The following is a 25,435-nucleotide window of genomic DNA, read 5'->3' on the forward strand; positions in this document are numbered from 1 at the left end:
TGTGCGGTAATATGGTTAATTATATAAGTAATGAACTATATAAGTAACTGCATGAGAGTTTTAAAAGGCAGGAGGTGAGAAGTTGTGCAGGAATTGCTCAGTCAGGAAAAATCAATTTATATACAAATTAAAGAAATGATAGAAACCGATATTTTGAGAGATATTCTGCTGGAAGAGGAGCGGGTACCAAGTACCAATGAACTGGCAAAGCTCTATGCCATTAATCCGGCAACAGCAGCAAAGGGGGTAAATTTGTTAGTGGACGAGGGAATTTTGTACAAAAAAAGAGGAATCGGCATGTTTGTGGCAGAAGGGGCAAAGAAAGCCATACAAAAGAGAAGAAAAGAGAATTTTTTTAAAACTTATGTTCAGGGCATGCTGATAGAGGCAGCAAGTCTTGGCATTACAAAGGAAGACTTAATTGACATGATCACAACAGAAATTGGGGAGGTTTAAGTTTATGAAAATCGAATGCAGGAATCTGAAGAAAAATTATAAAGCAAAAGAAGTTTTACAAGGGGTCAATTTAACCCTGGAAAAAGGAAAGATATATGGACTTATCGGAAGAAACGGTGCAGGAAAGACAATGCTTTTGTCTATTCTGTCTGCACAGAATCCTGTATCTTCCGGGCAGCTTCTTTTAGACGGAGAACCCATATGGGAAAATGCAGAGGCTTTAAGCCATATTTATTTTGCCAGAGAGATTATCACCAGTGCAAACAGTAATTCCGGCGGTTTAAAAGTAAAAGAATACTTAAATATGGCTGCCTCTTATCTGCCTCACTGGGATAAGGAGATGGCAGAACGTCTGGTAAAACTATTTCATCTGGAACCAAAACAGCGACTCATAAAGCTTTCCAAAGGTATGGTATCCATGCTGGGTGCAGTGACAGCCCTGGCAAGCAAAGCAGATTTCACATTTTTGGACGAACCAGTATCTGGTCTGGATGTGGTGGCAAGAGAACAGTTTTATCAGCTTTTGCTGGAAGAATTTACGGAAACGGGAAGAACTTTTGTGATTTCCACACACATTATAGAAGAGGCAGCTGATATTTTTGAAGAAGTGATTTTCCTGCATCACGGAAAAATTATTTTGAAAGAAAATACACAGGAACTTTTAGAAGAAACAGTTTATGTCAGTGGAAGGGCAGAAACGGTAGACGCAGTAATACAGGGAAAAGAAATATACAAACCAAAAACACTTGGAAGAAGTAAAAGCGTACTGGTGCGGTTACAGGAGGGCGAAATCCTGAATCAGAAGGAAGGAATTACCATACAGCCTGTGAATCTCCAGAAAATTTTTGTAAGCCTTTGCAGGGAGGAGGAAAACGTATGAATATAAAAAAGAAATATTCCTGTTTCTCTTATGCAGGAGGAAACATAGGCAGTGCAGTTTTACTGCTGGGTGCTATGATAGCGCTTTTTCTTTTGAGGGGAAAAGGCGTTTCCTGGTCAGCAACAGTCAATATAATTGAAAAATACTGCGATGCGCCTTTAATTTTGATTGCAGGGCTGTTAGGCGCTTTGACTCTGATTTTTTATTATGAAACCCTAGAACCTCTGAAAATCAGCTTTGGCTGTACCAGAAAAAAGTGTTTTTGGAATATGCAGGCAGGAAAAATGCTCACTATGCTGAGCGCAGGCCTGATTTCTTTTCTTTTGACAGGAAAACAGCGAAACGGAATGTTTTTCATGGAATTGTTTTTTCTGCTCATGGGTTCTCTGTTTGCGCTGGGTTTTTGTGAATGCATGGCAGTTCTGCATCTGAGATATCGGCAGCTTATACTGATTCCCATTGTATGTGTCAGTGGTATGATGGGCTTTGTAGTTGCCTATATGGTGGTAGGAATTTTGAAAAAGGGCGAAATTACGATGAATTTACAAATGCAGTCTTCCATTGGTCTTCTGGGCCTTTGGACAGTAATTTTGGCTGGTGGTACGTTGCTTTTGACGCTTTTGGCATGGAAACTTTTCAGAAAGGCAGAGATACATATTTAGATGTTTGGGTGAGAACATGAAAAAAAGAAAATGGATTGAATAGAAATTAAAAAAGTGCGACCTGATGACCATGGGAGGCGTAATTTTTGCAATCTTTGCGGTAGTTTTGGCAGTGCAGTGTCTTTTGCATCATTACTTTGACAGTATGTTTCCTTTGGGGTCTGGTATAGATGGACAGGTTCTTGTAAAAGCGCCCTGGATTTTAGCCGGTTTCCTGGCAGTTTCGTGGGTTGCACTGGATTTATACATGAGCTTTGACTGGGCAATTGGTTTTGGAAGAACCAGAAAGGAATTTTTAAGAAACAGCAGCCTGGTATATCTTACGGGAACTTTTCTTCTGCTTTTGGAGAGCGCTCTTTTGACACACTGCGGTGCACTTTTGCTGCAAAAGTTTTATGGAACAGATAAGTCTGCCGGATTCGGAATAGATACGCTTTTAGAGCTTGCGGCGTGGTCTGTTCTGTTTACTGCAGCAGGGGGCATTGCTGCCTGGGTTGTCCGCCGCTTTGGCGTAAAAGGCGGTGTAGGGCTGATGATTCTCTTCTTTTTTGGAATGGGACTTTTCAGAGGTGAAGTTGTTCTTCCCTTTAATTTTCCGGGATTGTTTGAAACATTTTTCCTGATCCCAGAGTTGTTAAAAATTCTCATAGGAATAGCCGGGTGTGAATTTTGGATTTTTAAATTCAAAAAAATGCAGGCGAATTAGAAAAGTCAAATAAGCGAAAAATCTAATTTTGGTGGAATTTATAATTGACGTTTATACTTTAAAATGGTATCGTAATAAGAAATTATTTATGAAAATGGGAGGAGTTAGAAAGTGAAAAACAGCAGCAAATACAAAAGACAGTATTTCCTTCCGCCAGTAGAGTGTATGGACTGGGCAAAGAAGGACTATGTAGAGAAGGCGCCTGTGTGGTGCAGTGTGGATTTGAGAGATGGAAATCAGGCATTGGTGATTCCTATGAATCTGGAACAGAAGATAGAGTTTTTTAAGCTTCTGGTGAAAATCGGATTTAAGGAAATTGAGGTTGGATTTCCCGCAGCATCTGAAACAGAATATACCTTTCTTCGTACACTGATTGAGGAAAATCTCATTCCTGATGATGTCACCATTCAGGTGCTCACCCAGGCAAGAGAACATATTATCAAGAAAACCTTTGAGGCAGTAAAAGGCGCAAAAAACGTCATTGTGCATGTATATAATTCGACCTCTCTTTCCCAGAGAGAGCAAGTATTTAGAAAATCAAAGGAAGAGATTCTGCAGATTGCAGTAGAAGGAGCAAAGCTGTTAAAGGAGCTTACTGAGGAAGCAGGAGAGAGCTACCGCTTTGAGTATAGCCCGGAAAGCTTTACCGGAACAGAGCCGGAATATGCCCTTGAGGTGTGTAATGCGGTTTTGGAGGTTTGGAAGCCAACGAAAGAGAGAAAAGCCATTATCAATCTTCCGGTTACGGTACAACATTCCATGCCCCATGTGTATGCAAGCCAGGTTGAGTACATGTGCAAAAATCTGAAATACAGAGAAAACGTTGTGGTTTCTTTACACCCTCATAATGACAGAGGCTGCGGCGTGGCAGATTCTGAAATGGGACTGCTGGCAGGTGCCGATCGTATTGAGGGAACCCTTTTCGGAAACGGAGAGCGTACTGGAAATGTAGATATTGTGACACTGGCATTAAATATGTATTCTCAAGGCGTAGAACCAAATCTGGACTTTACTCATATGACAGATATCTGTGAGCAGTACGAATCTTTTACAGGCATGAAAATCAACGAGAGGAGTCCTTACAGCGGCGCGTTGGTCTTTGCAGCTTTTTCAGGCTCTCATCAGGACGCTATTGCTAAAGGCATGCACTGGCTGGAGGAGAAAAAGCCGGAGCACTGGACCGTGCCGTATCTTCCTATTGACCCTACAGATTTGGGAAGAAATTACGATGCAGATGTGATCCGTATTAACAGCCAGTCCGGAAAAGGTGGTGTAGGTTATATTCTGGAAACCCGGTTTGGTCTGAATCTTCCGGCAAAAATGCGGGAAGCTATGGGCTATACGGCAAAGGCTGTTTCCGACCATACACAGAAAGAGCTTCTGCCGGAAGAAATCTTTGAGCTGTTTAAGAAAACTTTTGAAAACAAAGTGACGCCCCTTTCTGTCTGTGAAGTGCATTTTACACAGACAGAACACGGTATGGATACAGAGGTAACTTCTTCCTTTAATGGAAAAACCGTGACTACTCATGCATCAGGAAACGGACGCTTAGACGCAGTTAGCAATGCTTTGAAGCAGGCATATGACCTGCAGTTTGAACTGGTAACGTATCAGGAGCATGCTCTGGAAAAAAGCTCCAGTTCCAGAGCGATTGCCTATGTGGGAATCCAGAAGCCGGACAAAACGCTGGCATGGGGCGCAGGTATTCACGCAGATATTATTCACGCTTCCATTGATGCTTTGGTCACTGCCATCAATAATCGGTAGACAGAGAATATTATACGAAAAACAGAAATGAAATTGTGCATAGTGCCTAAAAAACAGGTATCGACTTGACTTTATCAGCAGAAGTCCTTTATAATTTCAGAAAATCAGTATTAGAGCTTAAAGACAGACTAAAGGAAAAAAGTATGGACATTATATGTGCAATTCTAACAGGCTTTCATTACCTTGTAGAGAGAACAAAAAGGCTGGCAGAAAGAGTAAAAATCTCAAAAAAAAGCAGACGGGAGAAGGCGGTCTTTGTAATAGGAGCCATAGCTGTGGCGGCCGTGGATTTTTCCTTTCATGGCGTACACGCCGCAGGATTTTACGAAGTTTATGCTGCCGTAGGAGATGAAGAGTCAGAGACGGAAACAGAGGAAAACAGTACCTTTGGGTTAGATTCCATTATTGAAGGCGTTTATCTCAGCCAGAATCAGGACGAAGCAGAGCGAATTGGAACTTCTTTTGAGGTTGTTTTAGTCGGACAGCGTATAGGACCAAGAGAGTTGGCTTCAGATTTGGATTTTGGTACGGAGGGAGCCAGAAAAGTGGAGTTGCTTCGGGAAAAATCCATTGGAATTTCAGAAGAGCAGCTTACCATGTCAGATGAGGATTATAATACGCTGCTGAAAATTGTGGAGGCAGAAGCCGGAGGCGAGGATATGAAGGGAAAGATTCTGGTGGCGAATGTTATTTTTAACCGTATGAAAAGCCCTGAATTTCCTTCCACAGTCACAGAAGTAGTCTGGGAAAACGTAGCAGGAAGTCCTCAGTTTTCCCCCACAGCAGACGGCAGAATCCATACGGTAACGGTTTCGGCGGAAACCAGAGAGGCAGTAAACCGTGCCATTGACGGAGAAAATTATTCCAAAGGCGCCCTGTTTTTTGTAGAAGAAGAATACGCGGACAAAAGCAATGTTGCGTGGTTTAAAAAGGATTTGAAGTTTTTGTTTCAATACGGAGTGCATGATTTTTATACATATCCGTAAGAAAGGATTAAAGTATGCAGGTATTATACAAAAGTACAAGAGGAACAAAAAGAGCATATACAGCCTCAGAGGCAATTTTAAAAGGACTTTCAGAGGACGGAGGACTGTTTGTGCCGGATAAAATTCCGGCCTTAGATATTCCACTTTCCAGACTGGCAGAGATGTCTTATCAGGAAACAGCTTATGAGGTTATGAGCCGATTTTTGACAGATTTTACAGAGGAAGAACTGAAAAACTGCATTGCAAATGCCTATGATGATAAATTCGATACAGAAAAAATTGCACCTCTGGTTGAGAAAAACGGCGCGTTCTATCTGGAGCTGTTTCACGGAGCAACTATTGCTTTTAAGGATATGGCGCTTTCGATTCTGCCCCATCTGATGACAACAGCGGCAAGAAAAAATCGGGTGAAGAATGAGATTGTGATTTTGACTGCGACTTCAGGAGATACGGGAAAGGCAGCAATGGCAGGTTTTGCAGATGTGCCGGGTACCAGAATTATTGTCTTTTATCCCAAAAACGGCGTAAGCCCTGTGCAGGAAAAACAGATGATAACCCAGAAGGGAAAGAATACCTATGTGGTGGGAATTACCGGAAATTTTGACGATGCACAAAGCGGCGTAAAGAAAATATTTAATGACAGGGAACTGGCAGAACAGCTGGATAAGGCAGGTTTTCAGTTTTCTTCTGCAAACTCCATCAATATCGGTCGTCTGGTTCCCCAGGTTGTCTATTATGTCTATGCTTACGGACAGCTTCTGGCACAGGGGAGAATCCGTGAGGGTGAGCAGATTAATGTAGTGGTTCCTACCGGAAACTTCGGAAATATTCTGGCAGCATACTATGCAAAGCTTATGGGACTGCCCCTTGGAAAATTTATCTGTGCGTCCAATGAAAATAAGGTGTTGTATGATTTCTTTTCCACTGGCTGCTATGACAGAAACAGGAAATTTCTCCTTACCACTTCCCCGTCCATGGATATCCTTATTTCCAGCAATCTGGAAAGACTGATCTACCGTATTGCGGGAAATGACCCGGAAAAAACAAGAGAACTGATGCATGGACTTTCCGAAACCGGAAAGTATCAAATTACAGAAGACATGCAGAAAAATCTTCAGGAGTTTTATGGAAATTATGCCACAGAGGAAGAAACTGCAGCCGCAATTTCAGAACTGTATAAAACAGCCGGATATGTGATGGATACTCATACAGCCGTAGCCGCAGCCGTATATGCAAAATACAAAGCAGAAACAAAGGATTCCGCAAAGACGGTGATTGCATCTACTGCAAGTCCTTTTAAATTTACCAGAAGCGTTATGCATGCCATTGATAAAACATATGATACCATGTCTGATTTTGAACTGGCAGAGGAACTTTCCCGTATCGCAGCTGTTCAGATTCCTGCAGCAATCGAGGAAATCCGCACAGCACCTGTGCTTCATGACCGTGTGATTTCAGCAGAGGAGATGCCTGAAACCGTAAAAGAAATTTTAGGTGTATAATGGTTTGCAGCGGAAAGAGGAGAGAATATGGGAAAAATTGACCTGGAGTATGCAAAGAAAAATTTTCGGGATTACTTGAAAGCCTATGACCAGCAAGATGAGAAAATCAAATTAAAGCGGATTCATACTTTTTGTGTGGTTGATGCAGCAGGTTATATCTGCAGACGGGAAGGATTTTCCCAGGAGGATACAAGTCTGGCGCTGCTTATTGCCCTGCTTCACGATATCGGAAGATTTGAGCAGCTGAAAAAATACAACAGCTATGATGATAATATTATGAATCATGCGGATTTCGGTGTGCAGGTGCTTTTTGAAGAGGGTATGATTCGCAGATTTATAGAAACAGAAGAATATGATGAGATAATCCGCAGTGCTATTGCATATCATTCTCTATATGCCCTGCCTGAAATTGCAGATAAAAGAATTTTGCTGCACTGTCAAATTATCCGGGATGCAGATAAGCTGGATAATTTCCGAGTAAAGGCAACCGAGAGTCTGGAGGCTCACTTTGATGTATCAAAGGAGGTTGTGGAGCAGGAAACAGTTTCTGAGAACATTTTGGAGGCTGTCAGAGCCCATCGCTGCATTTTACGTGGGGAGAGAACCACACACCTGGATATGTGGATTTCCTATCTTGCGTTTCTTTTTGATTTGAATTTTCCTTCCAGCTTTTGTTTTATCAAAGAGCATGATTATATTAATCATAATATTGACCGTATGGAATATGCACAACAGGAAACCAGAGTACGCATGGAAGAAATCAGAAAATTGTGCCTGGATTATCTGGAGGAGAAAAGCAGAGCATAAAAATGTTAAATTTTTCTGTGATATTCCTCGTATTTTTGTTGAAATATTTCATATACTAGAGTATAATAACAATATGAAAAAAGTCCTGGGGTGTTCGAGGCTCCCATTTATTTTGAACCTACATTACTTTAAACGGGATTCCTACATTGCTGTCTTAGATGTCAGGCCGTCATTATGCAGCGGAAGACAGAAGAGCAGCTGCGGTTGCCCACCTAGCATAAGCTAGGAGTCAGAAGATGGGAAACGGCACTCTGGGATAAATAAAAAGAGAACCCTGAAAAGGGTTTTTTTCATTTCGTAGGAAAATGCAGCCTATGAGAACTATAGAAAATACAGCAGGAAAGCAGGTAGAGAAGTATGGGGATTCAGAAACAGTTATTCGGAAAAAGCCTGGACAACCGGGAGGTTTTTTTATATGAAATGACGAATAAAAATCGGATGAGTATTGCAGTCACAGATTTTGGGGCAACGCTGGTAAAGGTATTGGTACCGGACAGGCAGGGAGTGAGAAGAGATGTGGTACTGGGTTATGACGATGCAGAAGGCTATTACAATAATCCGGGACATTTTGGTGCTGTTGTGGGAAGAAACGGAAACCGTATTAAGGACGCCAAATTTACCATTAATGGAAAAGAATATCAGCTTGCAGTAAATGACAATAAGAATAATTTACATAGCGGCCCGAATTGGTATCGCACCCGTGTATGGAATGTTACAGAAATCAAGGAAGAGAAAAACAGTATAACTTTTGGTCTTTTAAGTCCGGACGGGGATCAGGGCTTTCCAGGCAATTATACCTGTTATGTCACTTATGAGCTGACAGATGAAAATGAAATTGTACTGCATTATGAGGGAAGTGCAGATGCAGATACAGTCGTCAACATGACAAACCATTCCTATTTCAATCTGGCAGGACATGCAGCAGGAAGAGAGGCCATGCTGAAGCATGTAGTAGAGATTTACGCACCGGAATACACACCGGTTAAAGACAGTGAAGCCATTCCCACAGGAGAACTTCTTTCTGTAGTGGGAACCCCTATGGATTTTACCAGCCCTAAGACCATCGGACAGGATGTGGAGGCTGACTTCGAGCAGTTGAAGCTTTTGGGAGGTTATGACCATAACTATGCGCTCTGCCGTGAAAAAGGCGAGCTGAAAAAAGCGGCAAAGGTTGTCTGCCAGGAATCCGGCATTGAGATGGAGGTCTTTACAGACCTTCCGGGCATGCAGTTTTATATCGGCAATTTTATTGAAAAAGAAAGCGGTAAGGAAGGCTGCGTCTATGAAAAACGCGGAGGCTTCTGTATGGAAACCCAGTACTATCCAGACGCCTGCAACCAGCCGTCTTTCCAGACTTCCGTATTAAAAGCAGGAGATAAGTATGACACGGTAACCGTATATAAATTTTCAACAGAAAAATAAGTGATAGAAGAAAGCTGTTTCGTGGAAAGCAGAGCATATTTTGCAGGCTTTTTCCGGAACAGCTTCTTTGTGTATGGAAAAGAAAATCCGGGCATATATTATAATTATGAATTGGAAAGAAAAATTAAAATGGAAGCTCCTGATTATTGCAGCAGCTCTGGCAGGGATTTTGATTGTGTGGTGTGCAGGAAAGGCGGGAGAGAGAAAGGCAGATGCCAGAAAAGAAGTCCTGAAGGAGTATGCCAAAAAGGAGAATGAATGGGCAAGCGCAGGTGTGAAATTTCAGCCTCCAAGGTTTGAAAATGCAGAAGAAAAAATGGATCAAACGGATATTACAGATAAAAAAAACGAAGAAGAGCCAAAAAAAGGTGAGGTTTCTGCAACAAAAGCTGTGGAAGCAGTATCAGAAACGCAGACAGATAAGAACCAGGAATCCTACGGATCAGGACCTGTGATTCAGGTGTTGCTTATGACAGACGGATATAAAAGCTATTATCATGAAAAAGTTTCCTTGAAGGTGCAGGGAGCTTATGAGTTGCAGGGAGCAGAAAAGCGGCAAATGGCAGACCGGGAAACTTTGAATCTTCAGGCAGACAGCCCGGAGCTTGCAAAAGGCAGTCTAAGCCTGATGCCGTTAGAGGCGGACTGCCGGATTCAGGTGCTGTCCCTGAACAGGGGGCAGGGAAATCCTCTGTATCGCGGCAGTCTTACCGTATACAGGGACAAGGAGGGACTTCGTCTGGTAAATACCCTGCCCCTGGAGAATTATCTCTGCGGGGTAGTTCCAAGCGAAATGCCGGCGTCTTATCCGGAAGAGGCATTAAAAGCCCAGGCAGTCTGTGCCAGAACGTATGCCAGTGTGCAGATGCAGGAAAGCAAGCTGGCGGATTTAGGGGCACAGGTAGATGATAGTGTGGGATTTCAGGTATACCAGAACAGCCCGGAAGCAGAGAGCAGCAGTAGGGCAGTAAGAGATACGGCAGGAAAAATTTTATTGAATAACGGCGCTCCTATCTGTGCCTATTATTTTTCTACTTCTCATGGGAAAACCAGTACAGACGAGGTCTGGGAAGCATCAGCCCCTTCTTCTTATCTTCAAAGTGTGGAATGTAGTTATGATGCAGAAGAACCCTGGTATCAGTGGACAGTTTCTGTGAAAAGAGAATCCATTCTGGAACATATACAGCAGACCTATCCGGGGGTTCAGACAGTGGAAAAACTGGAAATACAGGAAAAGGGAGAAGGAGAAGCTGTACAGAGGCTGGCTGTGTATACAGATAAAGGGGTAAAAGTCTACAGCAGTGAATATGACATACGTACCCTTCTGGCTCCTGTGGGCGAAACGATTGTTCGCCAGGACGGCTCTGAAGTAAAAGGGAGCGCTCTTTTGCCTAGCGCCTATTTTGACATGAAGGAGGAACGCGGCACAGACAACACGCTTTTAGGCTGGCGAATAGAAGGGGGAGGCTATGGGCACGGAGTGGGCATGAGTCAGAACGGCGCCAGAGGCATGGCGAAATCTGGAAAAAGCTGGGAGGAAATTCTCACTTATTTTTATAAAGACATAGAGATAGGAAATCTGGCGCAGGTTGTCAAGCAGGGAAATTCATGATATAATTGGCGAAATTGTGCAGGAATGAGAAACAGAGAGGAGCCGTTATGAAGGGTTTCAGAAAAGTAGTGGAAACCATAAAAGGTTTCATAAACAGTATGAACAAAAATCATACCACAGCCTATGCCGCCCAGGCTGCTTATTTTCTTATACTTTCCTTTATTCCCTTTATGCTTCTTTTGATGACCTCTGTAAAATACACGCCTCTTACAAGAGATGAGGTGATTCAGGCTGTGATGCAGGTCTGCCCTGAAAACTTTGACAGCTTTATTCGGGGGATTGTCAATGAGGTATATGAAAAATCTCTGGGTGTTGTGCCGGTTTCTGCAGTGATTGCCATGTGGTCTGCCGGAAAAGGAATACAGGCATTAACTAATGGCTTTAACTGTATTTATCAGGTAGAGGAAACCCGTAATTATCTGATGACGAGAATCCGGTCGGTATTTTATACACTGGCGTTTATGCTTGCCATTGTACTGACACTGACTTTGCAGGTATTTGGAAACAGTCTGCAAAGGGAACTGAGCAGGCATTTGCCGTTTCTGGATAGGCTGGTATCCATGATTATCGGCATGCGTGTGGTGATTACCCTGCTTACTCTGTGTATGGTATTTTTACTTTTGTATAAATTTATTCCTAATAGAAAAGCCACCTTTTGGAGCCAGTTTCCAGGGGCAGTATTATCTTCTCTTTTCTGGTCCGGGTTTTCCTTTTGCTTTTCTATTTATATTGATGTTTACAACGGAGCAGCCAATATGTACGGGAGCATGACTACTATTGTTTTAGTGCTTTTGTGGCTTTATTTTTGTATGATGTTCGTTATGATGGGTGCACAGGTCAACCATTATTTTGAAGAAAAGTTCCGTTGGATTCATGATACAGCCAAAGAAGCTGTGAGAAGGGAATATTATCAGCTTACAAGACCGGAAGTTGAGGAGGAAGACGCAGAGGAGGAAAAAGAAAAAAGAAATTCTTGACAGAGGAGAGGAAAGTAGATACAATATAGGACAGATATGAAAAAGACAAGGAAAGTGTAAGTAGATATTTGTTTCCTGCCAGAGAGGAAGAGTCATCGGTTGAAAGCTCTTCTCAGTTCAGACAGATATTGAAGTTCCCACCGGAGTTGCATTTCTGAAACCCGCATCTGCAAGAGCAGAGGAGAAAGTAAGAGATGACGTGACTGTGCGTTAAACAGATTTGAGTGCCTGCTTTATCTATGGCAGGAACAAGGGTGGTACCACGGAAATCTGCTTCGTCCCTTTTGGGGACGGGGCTTTTTTACTTTATAGGAAATTTCTTTGTTTTTTACCAGAAAGAAAAGGAGAATATCATGAAAGAAAAATTACAGCGTATTCAGGCTGATGCCCGCCAGCGTATTCAGGAATCTGACAGTCTTGACAAATTGAATGAAGTGCGCGTTGCATTTTTAGGAAAAAAAGGAGAGCTGACAGCCGTATTAAAAGGTATGAAAGATGTTGCTGCGGAAGACAGACCAAAGGTTGGACAGTGGGTAAATGAGGCAAGAGCAGAAATCGAGCAGCTTTTAGAAGACAGCAAAAAGAAACTGGAAGCAGCGGCCTTAGAACAGAAATTGAAAGATGAGGTCATTGACGTTACTCTTCCTGCAAAAAAAATGGAAGTTGGACACAGACACCCCAATACCATTGCCCTTGAAGAAGTGGAAAGAATTTTTATTGGCATGGGCTATGAAGTTGTGGAAGGACCGGAAGTGGAATATGATCTGTACAACTTTGAGAAGCTGAATATTCCGGAAGGACACCCGGCAAAGGACGAGCAGGATACCTTTTATATCAACAAGAACATTGTGCTTCGTACCCAGACTTCTCCGGTACAGGCTCGTGTGATGGAAGAAGGAAAACTGCCTATCCGTATGATTGCACCGGGAAGGGTATTCCGTTCTGACGAGGTAGATGCAACCCATTCTCCTTCTTTCCACCAGATTGAAGGACTTGTGATTGACAAACACATTACTTTTGCAGATTTAAAGGGAACTCTGGAAGAATTTGCCAAAGAACTGTTCGGACCGGAAACAAAGACCAAATTCCGTCCTCATCATTTCCCGTTTACAGAGCCAAGTGCAGAAGTCGATGTTTCCTGTTTTAAATGTGGCGGAAAGGGCTGTCGTTTCTGTAAAGGTTCCGGCTGGATTGAAATTCTGGGCTGTGGTATGGTACACCCTCATGTACTGGAAATGTGCGGCATTGACCCGGAAGAATACACAGGTTTTGCCTTTGGTGTGGGACTGGAGCGTATCGCACTGTTGAAATATGAAATTGACGATATGCGTCTGCTGTATGAAAATGACACAAGATTCTTACGTCAGTTCTAGGAGGAGAGAGAAGAATGAATACATCTTTATCATGGATTAAAAAATATGTACCTGATTTGGACGTGACTGCTCAGGAATACACTGATGCAATGACTTTATCAGGAACAAAGGTGGAAGGCTTTGAAGAGCTGGACGCAGATTTGGAAAAAATTGTAATCGGACAGATTGGGAAAATCGAACGACACCCAGACGCAGATAAACTGATTATCTGTCAGGTAAATATCGGGACAGAAACCATTCAGATTGTTACCGGTGCGCCAAATGTAAAAGAAGGGGACAAGGTTCCGGTTGTGTTGGACGGCGGACGTGTAGCTGGCGGTCATGACGGCAAAAAAACACCTGGTGGTATTAAAATCAAAACAGGAAAATTAAGAGGCATAGAATCTTGTGGTATGATGTGCTCCATTGAAGAGTTGGGTTCCACCACAGAGTTTTATCCTGAAGCTCCGGAAAACGGAATCTATATTTTTCCGGAAGATGCAGAGGTGGGAAGCAGCGCCATTCATGCCCTTGGCTTAGATGACGTAGTTTTTGAATATGAAATCACTTCAAACCGTGTAGACTGCTACAGTGTCATTGGTATTGCAAGAGAGGCAGCAGCTACTTTCGGAAAGAAATTCTGTCCTCCTGTTGTAGAGGTAAAAGGAAACAGTGAAGATGCCCATGATTACATTAAAGTTCGCGTGGAGGATACAGACTTATGTTCCCGTTACTGCGCAAGAGTGGTGAAAAACGTAAAAATCGGACCTTCTCCGAAATGGCTGCAGAGATGTCTGGCTGTCAATGGAATCCGCCCGATTAATAATTTTGTGGATATTACCAATTACGTTATGGAAGAATTCGGACAGCCTATGCATGCCTATGATATGGCAACCATTGAAGGGCAGGAAATCGTAGTACGCCGTGCCGAAAAAGATGAGAAATTCGTGACCCTGGACGGCCAGGAAAGAACCTTAGATGATTCTGTTCTGATGATTTGCGACGGAAAGAAACCGGTAGGGATTGCGGGAATCATGGGTGGTGAAAATTCCATGATTACAGAAAATGCTTCTACCGTTCTTCTGGAAGCTGCCTGCTTTGATGGTGTAAACATTCGTCTTTCCAGCAAAAAGGTGGGACTTCGTACAGATGCTTCCGGCAAATTTGAAAAAGGTTTAGACCCCAACAATGCCCAGGCTGCCATTGACAGAGCCTGTCAGTTAATTGAAGAGCTTGGCTGCGGTGAAGTTGTAGGCGGTATGGTTGATGTCTATTCCAAGAAAAAAGAGCCTGTAAGAGTGGCTTTTGAACCTGAAAAAATCAATGACCTTCTGGGAACAGATTTGACAAAAGAGCAGATGTTAGACTATCTGGCAAAAGTGGAACTTGCTTATGATGAAGCGACTAATGAAATTGTTGCGCCAACCTTCCGTCATGATATTTTCCGCATGGCAGATATTGCAGAGGAAGTAGCTCGTTTCTACGGCTATGATAACATTCCTACCACCCTGCCAAAAGGAGAAGCAACCACAGGAAAACTTCCGTTTAAGCTGCGTATTGAGCAGGTAGCAAGAGATATGGCGGAATTTAACGGTTTTTCACAGGGATATTGCTATTCCTTTGAAAGTCCCAAGGTATTTGACAAACTGCTGATTCCGGAAAATGACGGTCTGAGAAACGCTATTGTAATTTCCAATCCTCTGGGTGAGGACTTCAGCATTATGAGAACCATTTCCTTAAACGGTATGCTGACTTCTCTGGGAACCAATTATAAGAGAAGAAATAAAGACGTGCGTTTGTATGAACTGGGGAATATTTATCTTCCAAAGAGCCTTCCTCTTACTGAGCTGCCGGAGGAACGCATGATGTTCACTCTGGGTATGTATGGCGCAGGCGATTTCTTCTCCATGAAAGGTGTGGTAGAAGAATTCCTGGATAAAATCGGTATGCACAAAAAAGAAGAATACAATCCAAACGCAGGCAAACCGTTCCTGCACCCAGGACGCCAGGCAGAAATTCTCTATGATGGAACCGTGATTGGTTACATGGGAGAGGTTCACCCAACTGTAGCAGCTTCTTACGGCATCGGAGAAAAGGCTTATGTTGCGGTGCTGGATATTCCGGCGATTCTGGAATATGCAACCTTTGACCGGAAATATGAAGGCATTGCCAAATTCCCGGCAGTCAGCCGTGACATCAGTATGGTTGTGCCAAAAGAAATTCTGGCAGGACAGATTGAACAGATTATTGCCCAGAGAGGCGGCAAGATTCTGGAAAGCTATCAGCTCTTCGATATTTATGAGGGAAGTCAGATTAAGAGTGGATACAAGTCCATTGCTTATTCAGTAACCTTCCGTGCAAAGGACAGAACACTGGAAGACGCAGATGTAAATGCAGCTATGAAAAAAATTCTCAACGGTCTGGAAGGACTGGGAATCGAACTGCGTAAATAAAAGGAGCAAGTCCATGAAAGTATATATAATCCGCCATGGAGAAACAGCGTGGAATGTACAGAAAAGGTTGCAGGGAGTGTCGGATACAGAATTAAATGAAAAAGGAATCCAAATGGCAAAGCTTACGGCAGAGGCTTTAAAAGATGTCCCTTTTGACTGTTGCTTTACCAGTCCCTTAAAACGGGCAAAGGACACGGCTCTTTACATTTTGAAAGACCGTCAGGTGCCGATTTATGAGGACGCAAGAATTCGTGAAATCTCTTTTGGAGAGTGGGAGGGCAGAGAATCTGCTCTTCTGCCTCAGGAGATGCTGAACAATTTCTTTCACCATACAGAGCAGTATCGCGCGCCAGAAGGAGGAGAGGAATTAACAGAAGCCTGTGAACGGGCAAGAGATTTCTGGGAAGAGTTTTCCGCCAGAGAGGATTTGCAGGAGAAAACTATTTTAGTCACAGCCCATGGCTGTATAGTTCGGGCGCTTTTGCAGAATGTATACAAAGATACCAGTCTGAAAAACTTCTGGCATGGCTGTGTACCTCCCAATTGCTGTGTGAATATCGTAGAGATAAAAGAAAACAAGGCTATACTTCTAGCTGAAGATGTGGTATATTATAATATGTTTTAAGCGAGATTCAGAAAAGACTGCAGTGTAGCAGTCTTTTCTTATGATAAAAGAAGGGAAGTACATTATGAGAACAGCAGATTTTTACTATGATTTACCGGAAGAACTGATTGCACAGGACCCTCTTTTGGACAGGTCTTCTTCCAGATTAATGCATTTGGATAAAAAAACAGGAAAGACAGAGCATACAGATTTTAAGCATATTTTGAAATACTTAAAACCAGGAGATTGTCTGGTTATTAACGACACCAGGGTAATTCCTGCCCGTCTTTACGGACGCAAGGTGGGGACAGATGCTGGAATTGAGATTCTTTTACTGAAAAGAAAAGAAAATAATGTCTGGGAAACTCTGGTAAAGCCCGGAAAAAAAGCAAAACCGGGGACCAAAATCAGCTTCGGAGATGGACTTCTGATAGGGGAGGTTCTGGATATTGTAGAAGAAGGGAACCGTTTGATTCAGTTTTCTTATGAGGGCATTTTTGAAGAAATTTTAGATAAGCTGGGCGAAATGCCCCTGCCTCCTTACATTACCCATAAACTTCAGGACAAGGAACGCTATCAGACTGTGTATGCCAAAAACGAAGGGAGTGCAGCAGCGCCTACAGCGGGTCTGCATTTTACAAAGGAGTTGTTGGGGCAGATCCGGGATATGGGTGTAAATATTGCACATGTAACCCTTCACGTGGGTCTTGGAACCTTCCGTCCAGTGAAGGTTGATGATGTGGAGAAGCACCATATGCATTCGGAATTTTATGTGGTAGAGGAAGACCAGGCAAAGCTTATTAATGATACAAAGAAAAACGGCGGAAGAGTGATTTCAGTGGGAACTACAAGCTGCCGGACTTTAGAATCAGCAACAGATGAAAACGGTATACTCCAGGCAAAGAGCGGCTGGACAGAAATTTTCATTTATCCGGGATATCAGTTTAAGATGATTGACGCATTGATTACAAATTTCCATTTGCCGGAATCTACCTTGCTGATGCTGGTTTCAGCCTTGGCAGGGAAAGAGCATATTATGGCAGCATATGAGGAAGCAGTGAAGGAAAAATATCGCTTTTTCAGCTTTGGCGATGCCATGATGATAGAATAATAAAGGTAAAAAGGGGTCGCTTTTTGGAATCCGAACTAAGGGATTTTAGTGACCTGTAAAAAAACGGCATAGTCGTTAATAGCGGCTATGCCGTTTTTACGTTAGATGGGATTTCTAATTCTCCAATAAAATTGAATACGATTTTTAGTTTCTTAGTATTGCGTGACCATAACTTTTCTGATTGATACACATATACCTTTTCAATAAAGGTTCTGATGATTTCTGCATTTAGCTCCTGAATATCAGTGTAGGTATGTACGATTTCAAGAAAACTATCAACATTCGCTGATTTTTCTTTGGCGGCAGTAATAATCGCTTCAAGTTCTGCTATACGTTCTTTTAATTGATTCTGTTCAGCTTCATATGTAGCTGTCATTTTCATAAAACGGTCATCGCTGATTTTACCTTTGCAGTAACTTGTTGGATGGTATAAAGCAGTGCAGCTTCAATTTCTACATTCCTAATTTGATGAGAGGTACAAGTCTCTTTCCCTTTTTTACGATACTTTGAACACACCATGTATTCCTTTTCGTGTGGACAACCTTTACATCTGACCTGATACAATTTAGAACCACAATCTGCACAATATACCATTCCGGATAATATAGGCATTTCACCTAACGGCGTAGGTCTTCGTCTACCATCACGAATACGCTGTACTGTATCAAAAGTGTCTTGACTTATAATTGCCTCATGTGTATTTTCGAATATCTGCCACTGTGAAGGATCATTTTTAATTTTTTTCTTTGATTTAAATGACTTTGTCCTAGTTTTGAAATTCACAGTGTGTCCAAGATATTCTCTTCTGGATAGGATAGATGAAACTGTTCTTTCTTCTGTTTGTTTGATGGAGTTCTTGGGACTCTTTCGTTTCATATATTTTTCTAAAAGCCACTTTAGAGCATCCATATCCTCTGTGATTTCGTTTTTGAAATATGCATCACCTGTAATAGTTACAAAACGATTAGTAGCACCGGACACATAGACTTCAACATTGCCTTTTTTGATGTAATAGGTATTCTTGTCATAGGTGTATCCGTCAGCCACAAAAAGAATGATTCGAAGTCCTGTACCACTGGGACTTTTTTCTATATATGTACTTCTAAAACGAGATACGATTTCCGATGCCCACGATTTAACTTTTCCTTTTTCAATACAGTGATCTAAGTCAATAGCGATAATCTTTCCATCTACACGAATGCCGATTCCATCGTAGTTATCCATTACAACCACAGCAGTATTAAAATCTATGAAGGTATTTGGATTTTTAACCGATGCATAATTACCGGTTTTAGGGTTGTATGGGACTTTGGTCATACTGGATTTTCTTTTCTCATATTTCCAGTTACACCAAGAACCATGTTCTTTTAGATATGTGGGTATGTTTTCTAAATTCATTGGTTTTGAGTCCTCCTTTATTTTCGTTGGTGAAAGGACGCCTGTTCTTGCCTTACACCTTCCCACTGGAGATAGTTTTAAGGTTTGAGCGGATATTTTTTCTGTCCTTCTAACTTACTAAGGGGATTTGAAGACTTAAATTCCGGCTTTTTTAAAATTCTTTTTCCCTTACAAGTAACAGGCAAAGAAAAGACCTCGAATTTTACCCCCCCCCTTAACAAAAAACTTTTATTAGGCAAAAAAGAAATAAAAAAATCCCACCTGCGATGCTACAGATGGGATACAAGAGTAGAAAAACTTGTTAAGATATGTTATAATAACGCTATATTAATGTTATATTTTAGAAAAGGAGATGCTATATGGGATTCCCAGAAGAAATAAAGAAACTAAGACAACGATGTTTCCTGACACAAAGTGAATTTGCTAAAGAAGTTCAGGTGGCATTTTCTACTGTAAATAGATGGGAAGGCGGTAGAGCTAAACCGAATCTTACTGCAATGAAGAATATAAAAGAGTTTTGTCTTAGAAATGATATTGAATATCAAGATTTAGAAGAAGCATGGCTTGACTACACAGTGGAGGTTAAATAAAAAATGATTAAAGATATAATGAATTCAAATGATGCCATTCTACCTAACACAAAACAAATGGAAGTATTGAAAGAAAATTTTCCTGCTTGTTTTAATGTAGATGGTAGTTTTGATATCGATAGATTTAAAGAATATTTGAGTGATAAACTTACTATAAGCAATGAGGGTTATGAGTTAAAATTCCTTGGAAAAAATTATGCTCGTTTACTAGCATCAGTGGACACAACTACTGTTATCGTTCCAGACGAAGAACACAATAATAAAACCTGAAAATAAAAATAGTGAAAACATCTATATCTCTGGAGATAATCTAGATGGTCTAAAACAATTATTGAAAAGTTATCAAGGAGCAGTGAAGTGTATTTACATTGATCCGCCATATAATACAGGTTCTGACGGATTTGTATATAATGACAATTTCAATTTTACAACAGAAGAACTGGCAATAAAACTAAGTATTGATGAAGAATAAGCAAAGAGAATTCTAGACTTGACAAAAAGAGGTTCTGCATCACATTCTGCATGGCTTATGTTTATGTATCCAAGATTGCAGTTAGCTAGAGAGCTACTTGCTAAAGATGGCGCTATATTTATATCTATAGATGATAACGAATGTCACAATCTTAAACTGCTATGTGACGATATTTTCGGTGAAGAAAACTTTATTGCAGAATTTCCACGCATCACCAAACGTGGTGGAAAGTCCTCTGATATCGTAGCAAAGAACCATGATTACTTGTTGATGTATACGAAGACGAATTCGCCTAAATTATATGCAATTGAACATAATGATACCGCTTTTAAGTATCAAGATGAATTCTTTGAAGAACGTGGCTATTATAAACTTAATCAGACTTTGGACTATGATAGCCTTCAGTATAGTTCTAGCCTTGACTATCCTCTTGAAATCGATGGCGAGGTTTTTTACCCAGGGCAATCAGAGGAAGCATATAATGAACGTCAAAGCGGAAATCATGATACTGCAGATTGGGCATGGAGATGGAGTAAAGAAAAATTTAAATTTGGTTATGAAAATGGATTTGTTGTTGTAAAAACAGGCAGAAATGGAAAAAGAATCTATACTAAAACTTATCAAAAAGCCACTATCGAAGATGGTGATACTGGATATTATGTTGATTATTCTGATAGAACAAAATCACTTTCAACATTAGAAACGACAGAAAATCCTTATTCTAATGATAATGCAACAAAGGATGTTGCGAAGACGATTGGAAAAAAAATATTCGATCACACAAAGCCACTTGAACTTATGACTTTGATTGGACGCTTATGTACACGAAATGATGATATTATTCTTGATTTCTTCTCTGGTTCCGCTGCAACGGCTGAAGCCATTATGAAACTAAATTGTGAAGACTCTGAAAATCATAGAAAATACATTTTGATTCAGTTGCCAGAAGAATGTAAAGAGGGGTCATCTGCTTATAAAGCTGGTTATAGAACAATTTGTGATATTGGAATGGATAGGATTATAAAATCAAAAAAACTGTATAATCAAGAATTTCCAACTAGCACTGCAGACCTTGGCTTTAAACATTACACATTAGCAGAGGTAAGTCAGACTACGCTGGATAAGATTGAAAAGTTTGACAACAGTGGATTTATTACCGATACAACTGTATATGATGAATTCGGTATTGAAACTGTGCTTACAACTTGGTTGATACACGACAATTATGGATTTGTAAACAATTGTGAAATGGTAGACCTCGCAGGATACACAGCATACTGGTGTGAAAATCACTTATACCTTATCAATCCGGGACTTACGGAAGAAGCAATTAAGTCTCTTGTTGAGAAATATAATATTGAAGGCGCATTTAACCCTCAAAATATTGTTCTTTTCGGCTATAGCTTTAATTATGTAGAAATGGAGAACTTGAAAACAAATGTAAAGATTCTTCGTGATTCTGAAAAGAATTTAAAAATCAATCTGGATATCAGATATTAAAGGAGGTGCAGGTTTTGGAACTAATACTAGAAAGAGAATTAGAACATCAACAGAAAGCTGTTGATGCCATAATATCTGCCCTTGATGGGATTACAATGATTAAGCCTCGTCTTGCTTATGAAAATCCTTCATTTGATAAAAAAGAACTTCGTCTTATTCATAATTTAATCGAAATTCAAAAGAATATCCGTGCGGACTATCGAGGTTGTCGTGATGATGGGGATTATCTGAACCTTGATATAAAGATGGAAACAGGAACTGGTAAAACCTATGTATATACTCAAACCATCTATGAGATGCATAAAAAGTTTGGCTTTAACAAGTTCATTATTGCTGTACCATCTCTTCCTATCAAAGCAGGCACATCTCAGTTTATTGATGACAGCTACGTAAAACATCATTTTTCTGATGCGTGTGGATATAACTGTGATATTGAGTTAGGTGTATTAGAAAGTCCAAAGAAAAAGAAAAAAGGGTTTTTAGCTATGCCTCCTGCTGTTCGTGATTTTGTAACTGGCTCATGTCAGAATTCAAACAAGATATATGTTTTGCTTGTTAATATGCAGTTGTTGACGAATGGTAATATGCTTACACGATCAGATTATGATTATTGGGTTGAGGGTTTTTACAGACCGTTTGATGCATTAAAAGCAACAAAGCCGGTTGTAATTATTGATGAGCCACATAGATTTTCTCGTGACCAAAAAGCATATAAAGCTATTGTAGAGGAACTATGTCCACAGATGATTATCCGTTATGGTGCAACCTTCCCGGATGTAACTGTTGGCAAAGGAAGAAACAAAGAAATTTTCAAGGATTTTAATAACCTTGTGTATGAGTTAAATGCTTGTGATTCCTTTAACCTCAACTTGATTAAAGGCATTGCAAAGGAACATTTTGAACCTCTATCTAAAAAAGAAGAAAAAGTTAAACTTTTGTCCGTTATGTCAAAAACTTCTGCCACATTCCAGTTTAAGAAGCGTGGCGAGGAAACAAAAACCTATACTCTTACGCCAGGGGATTCGCTGTCTCTGATTGACTCTTCTTTCGAGGGGTTAACAATAAGTGCTATAGGTAAAAACTTTATTGAATTGATAAATGGGCAAGTAAAATTTCAGGGTGAAGAATTTAATACCGATATATATTCTTCATCTTACCAAGAGCAAATGTTGAAGTTGGCAATTCAGCGACATTTTGAAACAGAGCGTCAAAATTTCTCTGGCAGACAATTCAAAATTAAAACTCTAGCATTATTTTTTATAGATGACATCACCTCTTATCGTGACTCTGATGATGGCAAAGAAGCATATTTGAAAGTGATGTTTGAAAAACTTTTACTTGAAAAAATTGATGAATTATTACGAACACTTCCTGATAGCGAGCAGGAATATAGAAACTACCTCGAAGCCAGTAAAGCTGATATATCTGCTTGCCACGCAGGTTATTTCGCACAGGACAATAGTAATTCAGATGAAGCTATTGCAAATGAAGTAGCCGACATTCTTCACAACAAGAAAGGACTTATTTCATTGCGTAAAGAAGATGGTTCCTTCAACACAAGAAGATTCTTGTTCTCTAAATGGACACTTAAAGAAGGTTGGGATAATCCTAACGTATTTACAATTGCGAAATTACGTTCTAGTGGAAGTGATAATAGCAAACTACAAGAAGTAGGTCGTGGACTTCGTCTTCCTGTTGATGAAAATGGTAATCGAATCTCTAATGAAGAATTCAAGCTTAATTATATTGTGGACTTCACAGAAGCAGATTTTGCTCAAAAACTTGTTGACGAAATAAACGGTGAATTACCAGAGGCACATACTATTACAGATGGCATTCTTAAAGGTGTTGCTGAAAAACGAGGTGTAGATCCTAACGCTTTGTTCTTTGAATTGGGAGCAAAGGGCTATATTAATATGAATCGTGAAATTATCGCAGATAAGAGAGAGGTTTTCTTCGCTGATTATCCTGAATTTGCTACAGGTGTGGATAGTAACAAGGTTACTGATGTCAACAAAAATAAGAAAGAAGAAATCCATGTAAGAAAAGCAGTATACTCTGAACTAAAGGATTTATGGGAACGTATCAACCATAAATATTATTTGTTTTATGATGCAGACTTATCTGATGAAATACCACAAGCACTTCATGACATTTTGAAAAAGTCCGGAATATTCGGTAATGTCACTTTGTATAGCCATAGAGATCAAGTTGCAACAGAAGGAAACGCTATGATTGTAAGAGAGGACTCTGGCGTATCATATTCCATAAAACGCCCTATCCTTTATAATGAATTCTTAAAGAGAATCAGCCAACAGACAAGCATTCCTATTAGAGAACTCCACAAAGCTATGTGTGAGCTTTCTAAGGAAAAAGATATTCCAGATGAATACATCAATGAATACTCTGTTGCTAATATTGTTTCAGCTTTTACTGATTGGCGTATAGAAAAAATGCAAACTAGATTTAAGTATAAACGTTCTTCACAACCTGTGACTGAAACAACCTTAACTTATAAAGATGGTTCGCCTAGAGATGTTATCAAACAGGGAAATGTTGGTACTAAATTTGTTGAAGGTACACCTTCTGATAAATATTTATATGACAAGATTGTGTTTGATTCACCTCTTGAAAAAGCCAATATCATGACCGATATAGACGAAGTTGTGGTATACGGAAAAATTCCAAAATCCAGTGTTGCAATCCCTACGATAGTTGGAGAAAACTATAGTCCAGACTTTATGTATGTTGTAAAGCATAAGGACGGAACTAAGGAATTGAATATTGTTGTTGAAACAAAATTGGTAGAAAACAAATCCACACTTCGCGGAATTGAAGATGCTAAGATAAAATGTGCTGAGGCTTTCTTCAAGCAGCTCACTATTGATGGATATACTGTTTCATTCCATACACAATTAAGTAATAAGAAAGTTAAGCAGATTATCGATGATGTAATAGCAGGATAGTTAGTAATATAAATGTTATATGCATGTAGTAGGAGGTGCGTATTTTGTGAATAAAAATGAAATTAAAGATTTAATTTTACTTAAGCAAGAAGGCTCCTATTGGGACTTTAAAAGAGAATGGTATTCTCAAGATAAAAAGGCAGATTTACTTCATGATATTATATGCATGGCAAATAATCTATCTAATAAAGATGCTTATATTATCATTGGCGTTGATGAGGAAAATGATTATTCATTTTCCTCAGTAAAAAACGATCCAAATAGAAAAAATACACAGCAATTGGTCGATTTTATGAGAGAAAAGAATTTTGCTGGTGGTGTCAGACCGATTGTCAGTGTTGAAAATTTTAACTTTGGCGAAATTGAGATAGATATAATTGTTATACATAACAGTAATACAACACCATTTTATTTAACTGAACGCTTTCGATCTGTAATGTCTAATAACATTTATACACGAGTAATGGATTCTAATACGCCGAAGAATAAATCCGCTGATATATCTCATATTGAAATGTTATGGAAAAAACGTTTTGGATTACTTTCATCGCCGTTAGATAGGATGCTTATATATTTAAAAAACTCTATTTTATGGGATTCATCCCCGAGTAGTTTTAAAGAAAAAAAGTACTATAGATTTTCGCCTGAATACACAATAGAAACAGTGATGGATGAAAGTAAAAATGGATATCAATACTACTTATTTAATCAAACCAATATTCATCCAAGATGGTATGATATTAATCTATATTATCATCAAACAATGCTTGTTTCATTAGAAGGACTGTCACTTGATGGAGGACGTTATTTTACACCATCTCCAAGAACAGATGGTGTATCATTAACACAATATTATCATTGGGATATTACTTTTAAGTATTATATCAAAAATTCTATTGAATATATTGTTCATGAGTTTTACTATCATCCAGATGGTGATGATGAAACAATTGCGCATGACAAGTTTATGGAATGCATTTTGGTGTTTGATACTGATTTTGAAAAAGAGAATTTCAAAGAATATATTAAACGTAATTGGAAAAACAAGCAAATCTATAGTGACAACATATGGCTACCCTATTTTGAAGAAATCAAGGGCTACAATATGGATGCAATTAAGGAAGAATATATGAATTCTCAGATATTACAGAAAATGCTAGTTGCGTTCCGCAACATAAAATAAATAATAAGCAAGTGATTCTTATATAGAAG

At 40.0% G+C, this 25,435-nt stretch carries 23 protein-coding genes, 1 other RNA gene and 1 other annotated feature; of the genes, 22 read left to right on the forward strand and 2 right to left on the reverse strand.

What is annotated here, in order from left to right:
* The first annotated feature begins 84 nt into the window (after nt 1-84).
* From DQQ01_RS08110 to queA, 16 genes are all read left to right on the forward strand, one after another.
* Nucleotides 85-456: a GntR family transcriptional regulator gene (locus tag DQQ01_RS08110; protein ID WP_111919606.1), complete on the forward strand. Its 372-nt coding sequence runs from the start codon at nt 85-87 to the stop codon at nt 454-456.
* Nucleotides 457-460: 4 nt separating this feature from the next.
* Nucleotides 461-1,336 (forward strand): ABC transporter ATP-binding protein, encoded by an 876-nt coding sequence (locus DQQ01_RS08115; RefSeq protein WP_111919607.1) that lies wholly within the window; start codon nt 461-463, stop codon nt 1,334-1,336.
* The gene (locus DQQ01_RS08120; protein WP_111919608.1) at nt 1,333-1,998 is read left to right on the forward strand and encodes a hypothetical protein; all 666 of its coding nucleotides are present in this window, start codon (nt 1,333-1,335) and stop codon (nt 1,996-1,998) included. Before DQQ01_RS08115 ends, DQQ01_RS08120 begins: the two co-directional genes overlap by 4 nt.
* Nucleotides 1,999-2,062: 64 nt before the next feature.
* Nucleotides 2,063-2,704 carry a hypothetical protein gene (locus tag DQQ01_RS08125; RefSeq protein WP_111919609.1) on the forward strand — a complete coding sequence of 214 codons (642 nt, stop codon included), beginning with the start codon at nt 2,063-2,065 and terminating at the stop codon, nt 2,702-2,704.
* A gap of 165 nt (nt 2,705-2,869) precedes the next feature.
* Nucleotides 2,870-4,471, forward strand: coding sequence for a 2-isopropylmalate synthase (locus DQQ01_RS08130; protein ID WP_408607860.1), 1,602 nt, complete (start codon nt 2,870-2,872; stop codon nt 4,469-4,471).
* A 143-nt stretch (nt 4,472-4,614) separates the two neighbouring features.
* Nucleotides 4,615-5,457 carry a cell wall hydrolase gene (locus tag DQQ01_RS08135; protein ID WP_242980256.1) on the forward strand — a complete coding sequence of 281 codons (843 nt, stop codon included), beginning with the start codon at nt 4,615-4,617 and terminating at the stop codon, nt 5,455-5,457.
* Between the two features lie 14 nt (nt 5,458-5,471).
* Nucleotides 5,472-6,959, forward strand: a complete 1,488-nt coding sequence (thrC, locus tag DQQ01_RS08140; protein WP_111919611.1) for a threonine synthase — start codon at nt 5,472-5,474, stop codon at nt 6,957-6,959.
* Nucleotides 6,960-6,986: 27 nt separating this feature from the next.
* Complete coding sequence (locus DQQ01_RS08145) at nt 6,987-7,766, forward strand: HD domain-containing protein (protein ID WP_111919612.1); 780 nt, start codon at nt 6,987-6,989, stop codon at nt 7,764-7,766.
* A gap of 79 nt (nt 7,767-7,845) precedes the next feature.
* Nucleotides 7,846-8,028, forward strand: a non-coding RNA gene (gene ssrS / locus DQQ01_RS08150) — 6S RNA.
* Between the two features lie 95 nt (nt 8,029-8,123).
* The gene (locus DQQ01_RS08155; RefSeq protein ID WP_111919613.1) at nt 8,124-9,188 is read left to right on the forward strand and encodes an aldose epimerase family protein; all 1,065 of its coding nucleotides are present in this window, start codon (nt 8,124-8,126) and stop codon (nt 9,186-9,188) included.
* 40 nt (nt 9,189-9,228) lie between these two features.
* Complete coding sequence (locus tag DQQ01_RS08160) at nt 9,229-10,800, forward strand: SpoIID/LytB domain-containing protein (protein WP_242980257.1); 1,572 nt, start codon at nt 9,229-9,231, stop codon at nt 10,798-10,800.
* A 47-nt stretch (nt 10,801-10,847) separates the two neighbouring features.
* Nucleotides 10,848-11,777, forward strand: coding sequence for a YihY/virulence factor BrkB family protein (locus DQQ01_RS08165; RefSeq protein ID WP_111919614.1), 930 nt, complete (start codon nt 10,848-10,850; stop codon nt 11,775-11,777).
* Between the two features lie 39 nt (nt 11,778-11,816).
* Nucleotides 11,817-12,063 (forward strand) — a binding site (T-box leader).
* Nucleotides 12,064-12,130: 67 nt separating this feature from the next.
* The gene (gene pheS, locus DQQ01_RS08170; protein ID WP_111920870.1) at nt 12,131-13,150 is read left to right on the forward strand and encodes a phenylalanine--tRNA ligase subunit alpha; all 1,020 of its coding nucleotides are present in this window, start codon (nt 12,131-12,133) and stop codon (nt 13,148-13,150) included.
* A gap of 14 nt (nt 13,151-13,164) precedes the next feature.
* A complete protein-coding gene (gene pheT, locus DQQ01_RS08175) occupies nt 13,165-15,582 on the forward strand; it encodes a phenylalanine--tRNA ligase subunit beta (RefSeq protein ID WP_111919615.1) in 2,418 nt (805 codons plus the stop codon).
* A 13-nt stretch (nt 15,583-15,595) separates the two neighbouring features.
* Complete coding sequence (locus tag DQQ01_RS08180) at nt 15,596-16,207, forward strand: histidine phosphatase family protein (protein WP_111919616.1); 612 nt, start codon at nt 15,596-15,598, stop codon at nt 16,205-16,207.
* 64 nt (nt 16,208-16,271) lie between these two features.
* Nucleotides 16,272-17,297, forward strand: coding sequence for a tRNA preQ1(34) S-adenosylmethionine ribosyltransferase-isomerase QueA (queA, locus tag DQQ01_RS08185; RefSeq protein ID WP_111919617.1), 1,026 nt, complete (start codon nt 16,272-16,274; stop codon nt 17,295-17,297).
* An 85-nt stretch (nt 17,298-17,382) separates the two neighbouring features.
* On the opposite strand, the gene DQQ01_RS16475 is transcribed toward queA, so the two are convergent.
* Nucleotides 17,383-17,679: a DUF4368 domain-containing protein gene (locus tag DQQ01_RS16475; RefSeq protein WP_242980258.1), complete on the reverse strand. Its 297-nt coding sequence runs from the start codon at nt 17,677-17,679 to the stop codon at nt 17,383-17,385.
* The gene (locus DQQ01_RS16080) at nt 17,676-18,695 is read right to left on the reverse strand and encodes a recombinase family protein (protein WP_242980259.1); all 1,020 of its coding nucleotides are present in this window, start codon (nt 18,693-18,695) and stop codon (nt 17,676-17,678) included. Before DQQ01_RS16080 ends, DQQ01_RS16475 begins: the two co-directional genes overlap by 4 nt.
* A gap of 359 nt (nt 18,696-19,054) precedes the next feature.
* On the opposite strand from DQQ01_RS16080, the gene DQQ01_RS08205 reads away from it, so the two are divergent.
* From DQQ01_RS08205 to DQQ01_RS08220, 6 genes are all read left to right on the forward strand, one after another.
* Nucleotides 19,055-19,285, forward strand: coding sequence for a helix-turn-helix domain-containing protein (locus tag DQQ01_RS08205; protein ID WP_111919619.1), 231 nt, complete (start codon nt 19,055-19,057; stop codon nt 19,283-19,285).
* A 3-nt stretch (nt 19,286-19,288) separates the two neighbouring features.
* Complete coding sequence (locus DQQ01_RS16480; RefSeq protein ID WP_242980260.1) at nt 19,289-19,555, forward strand: hypothetical protein; 267 nt, start codon at nt 19,289-19,291, stop codon at nt 19,553-19,555.
* Nucleotides 19,556-19,637: 82 nt separating this feature from the next.
* The gene (locus DQQ01_RS16485) at nt 19,638-19,757 is read left to right on the forward strand and encodes a site-specific DNA-methyltransferase (RefSeq protein ID WP_242980261.1); all 120 of its coding nucleotides are present in this window, start codon (nt 19,638-19,640) and stop codon (nt 19,755-19,757) included.
* An 18-nt stretch (nt 19,758-19,775) separates the two neighbouring features.
* Entirely contained in the window at nt 19,776-21,257 is a 1,482-nt protein-coding gene (locus DQQ01_RS08210) for a site-specific DNA-methyltransferase (RefSeq protein WP_242980263.1), read from the forward strand.
* Between the two features lie 14 nt (nt 21,258-21,271).
* Nucleotides 21,272-24,223 carry a type III restriction-modification system endonuclease gene (locus DQQ01_RS08215; protein ID WP_111919620.1) on the forward strand — a complete coding sequence of 984 codons (2,952 nt, stop codon included), beginning with the start codon at nt 21,272-21,274 and terminating at the stop codon, nt 24,221-24,223.
* Between the two features lie 46 nt (nt 24,224-24,269).
* Nucleotides 24,270-25,406, forward strand: a complete 1,137-nt coding sequence (locus DQQ01_RS08220) for an ATP-binding protein (RefSeq protein ID WP_242980272.1) — start codon at nt 24,270-24,272, stop codon at nt 25,404-25,406.
* Nucleotides 25,407-25,435: the final 29 nt, after the last annotated feature.

It is taken from the genome of Blautia argi, from assembly GCF_003287895.1.
GTDB classification, from domain to species: Bacteria; Bacillota; Clostridia; order Lachnospirales; family Lachnospiraceae; genus Blautia; species Blautia argi.

What these genes read in the sequence shown, in the direction of transcription:
- DQQ01_RS08205 (WP_111919619.1), top strand. Translation starts at nt 19,055, where the DNA reads ATGGGATTCCCAGAAGAAATAAAGAAACTAAGACAACGATGTTTCCTG.
- DQQ01_RS08130 (WP_408607860.1), top strand. Translation starts at nt 2,870, where the DNA reads ATGGACTGGGCAAAGAAGGACTATGTAGAGAAGGCGCCTGTGTGGTGC.
- DQQ01_RS08125 (WP_111919609.1), top strand. Translation starts at nt 2,063, where the DNA reads ATGACCATGGGAGGCGTAATTTTTGCAATCTTTGCGGTAGTTTTGGCA.
- DQQ01_RS16475 (WP_242980258.1), bottom strand. Translation starts at nt 17,679, where the DNA reads ATGAAAATGACAGCTACATATGAAGCTGAACAGAATCAATTAAAAGAA.
- pheS (WP_111920870.1), top strand. Translation starts at nt 12,131, where the DNA reads ATGAAAGAAAAATTACAGCGTATTCAGGCTGATGCCCGCCAGCGTATT.
- DQQ01_RS16480 (WP_242980260.1), top strand. Translation starts at nt 19,289, where the DNA reads ATGATTAAAGATATAATGAATTCAAATGATGCCATTCTACCTAACACA.
- DQQ01_RS16080 (WP_242980259.1), bottom strand. Translation starts at nt 18,695, where the DNA reads ATGAATTTAGAAAACATACCCACATATCTAAAAGAACATGGTTCTTGG.
- DQQ01_RS08135 (WP_242980256.1), top strand. Translation starts at nt 4,615, where the DNA reads ATGGACATTATATGTGCAATTCTAACAGGCTTTCATTACCTTGTAGAG.
- DQQ01_RS08115 (WP_111919607.1), top strand. Translation starts at nt 461, where the DNA reads ATGAAAATCGAATGCAGGAATCTGAAGAAAAATTATAAAGCAAAAGAA.
- DQQ01_RS08180 (WP_111919616.1), top strand. Translation starts at nt 15,596, where the DNA reads ATGAAAGTATATATAATCCGCCATGGAGAAACAGCGTGGAATGTACAG.
- DQQ01_RS08165 (WP_111919614.1), top strand. Translation starts at nt 10,848, where the DNA reads ATGAAGGGTTTCAGAAAAGTAGTGGAAACCATAAAAGGTTTCATAAAC.
- DQQ01_RS08145 (WP_111919612.1), top strand. Translation starts at nt 6,987, where the DNA reads ATGGGAAAAATTGACCTGGAGTATGCAAAGAAAAATTTTCGGGATTAC.
- thrC (WP_111919611.1), top strand. Translation starts at nt 5,472, where the DNA reads ATGCAGGTATTATACAAAAGTACAAGAGGAACAAAAAGAGCATATACA.
- DQQ01_RS08155 (WP_111919613.1), top strand. Translation starts at nt 8,124, where the DNA reads ATGGGGATTCAGAAACAGTTATTCGGAAAAAGCCTGGACAACCGGGAG.
- pheT (WP_111919615.1), top strand. Translation starts at nt 13,165, where the DNA reads ATGAATACATCTTTATCATGGATTAAAAAATATGTACCTGATTTGGAC.
- DQQ01_RS08120 (WP_111919608.1), top strand. Translation starts at nt 1,333, where the DNA reads ATGAATATAAAAAAGAAATATTCCTGTTTCTCTTATGCAGGAGGAAAC.
- queA (WP_111919617.1), top strand. Translation starts at nt 16,272, where the DNA reads ATGAGAACAGCAGATTTTTACTATGATTTACCGGAAGAACTGATTGCA.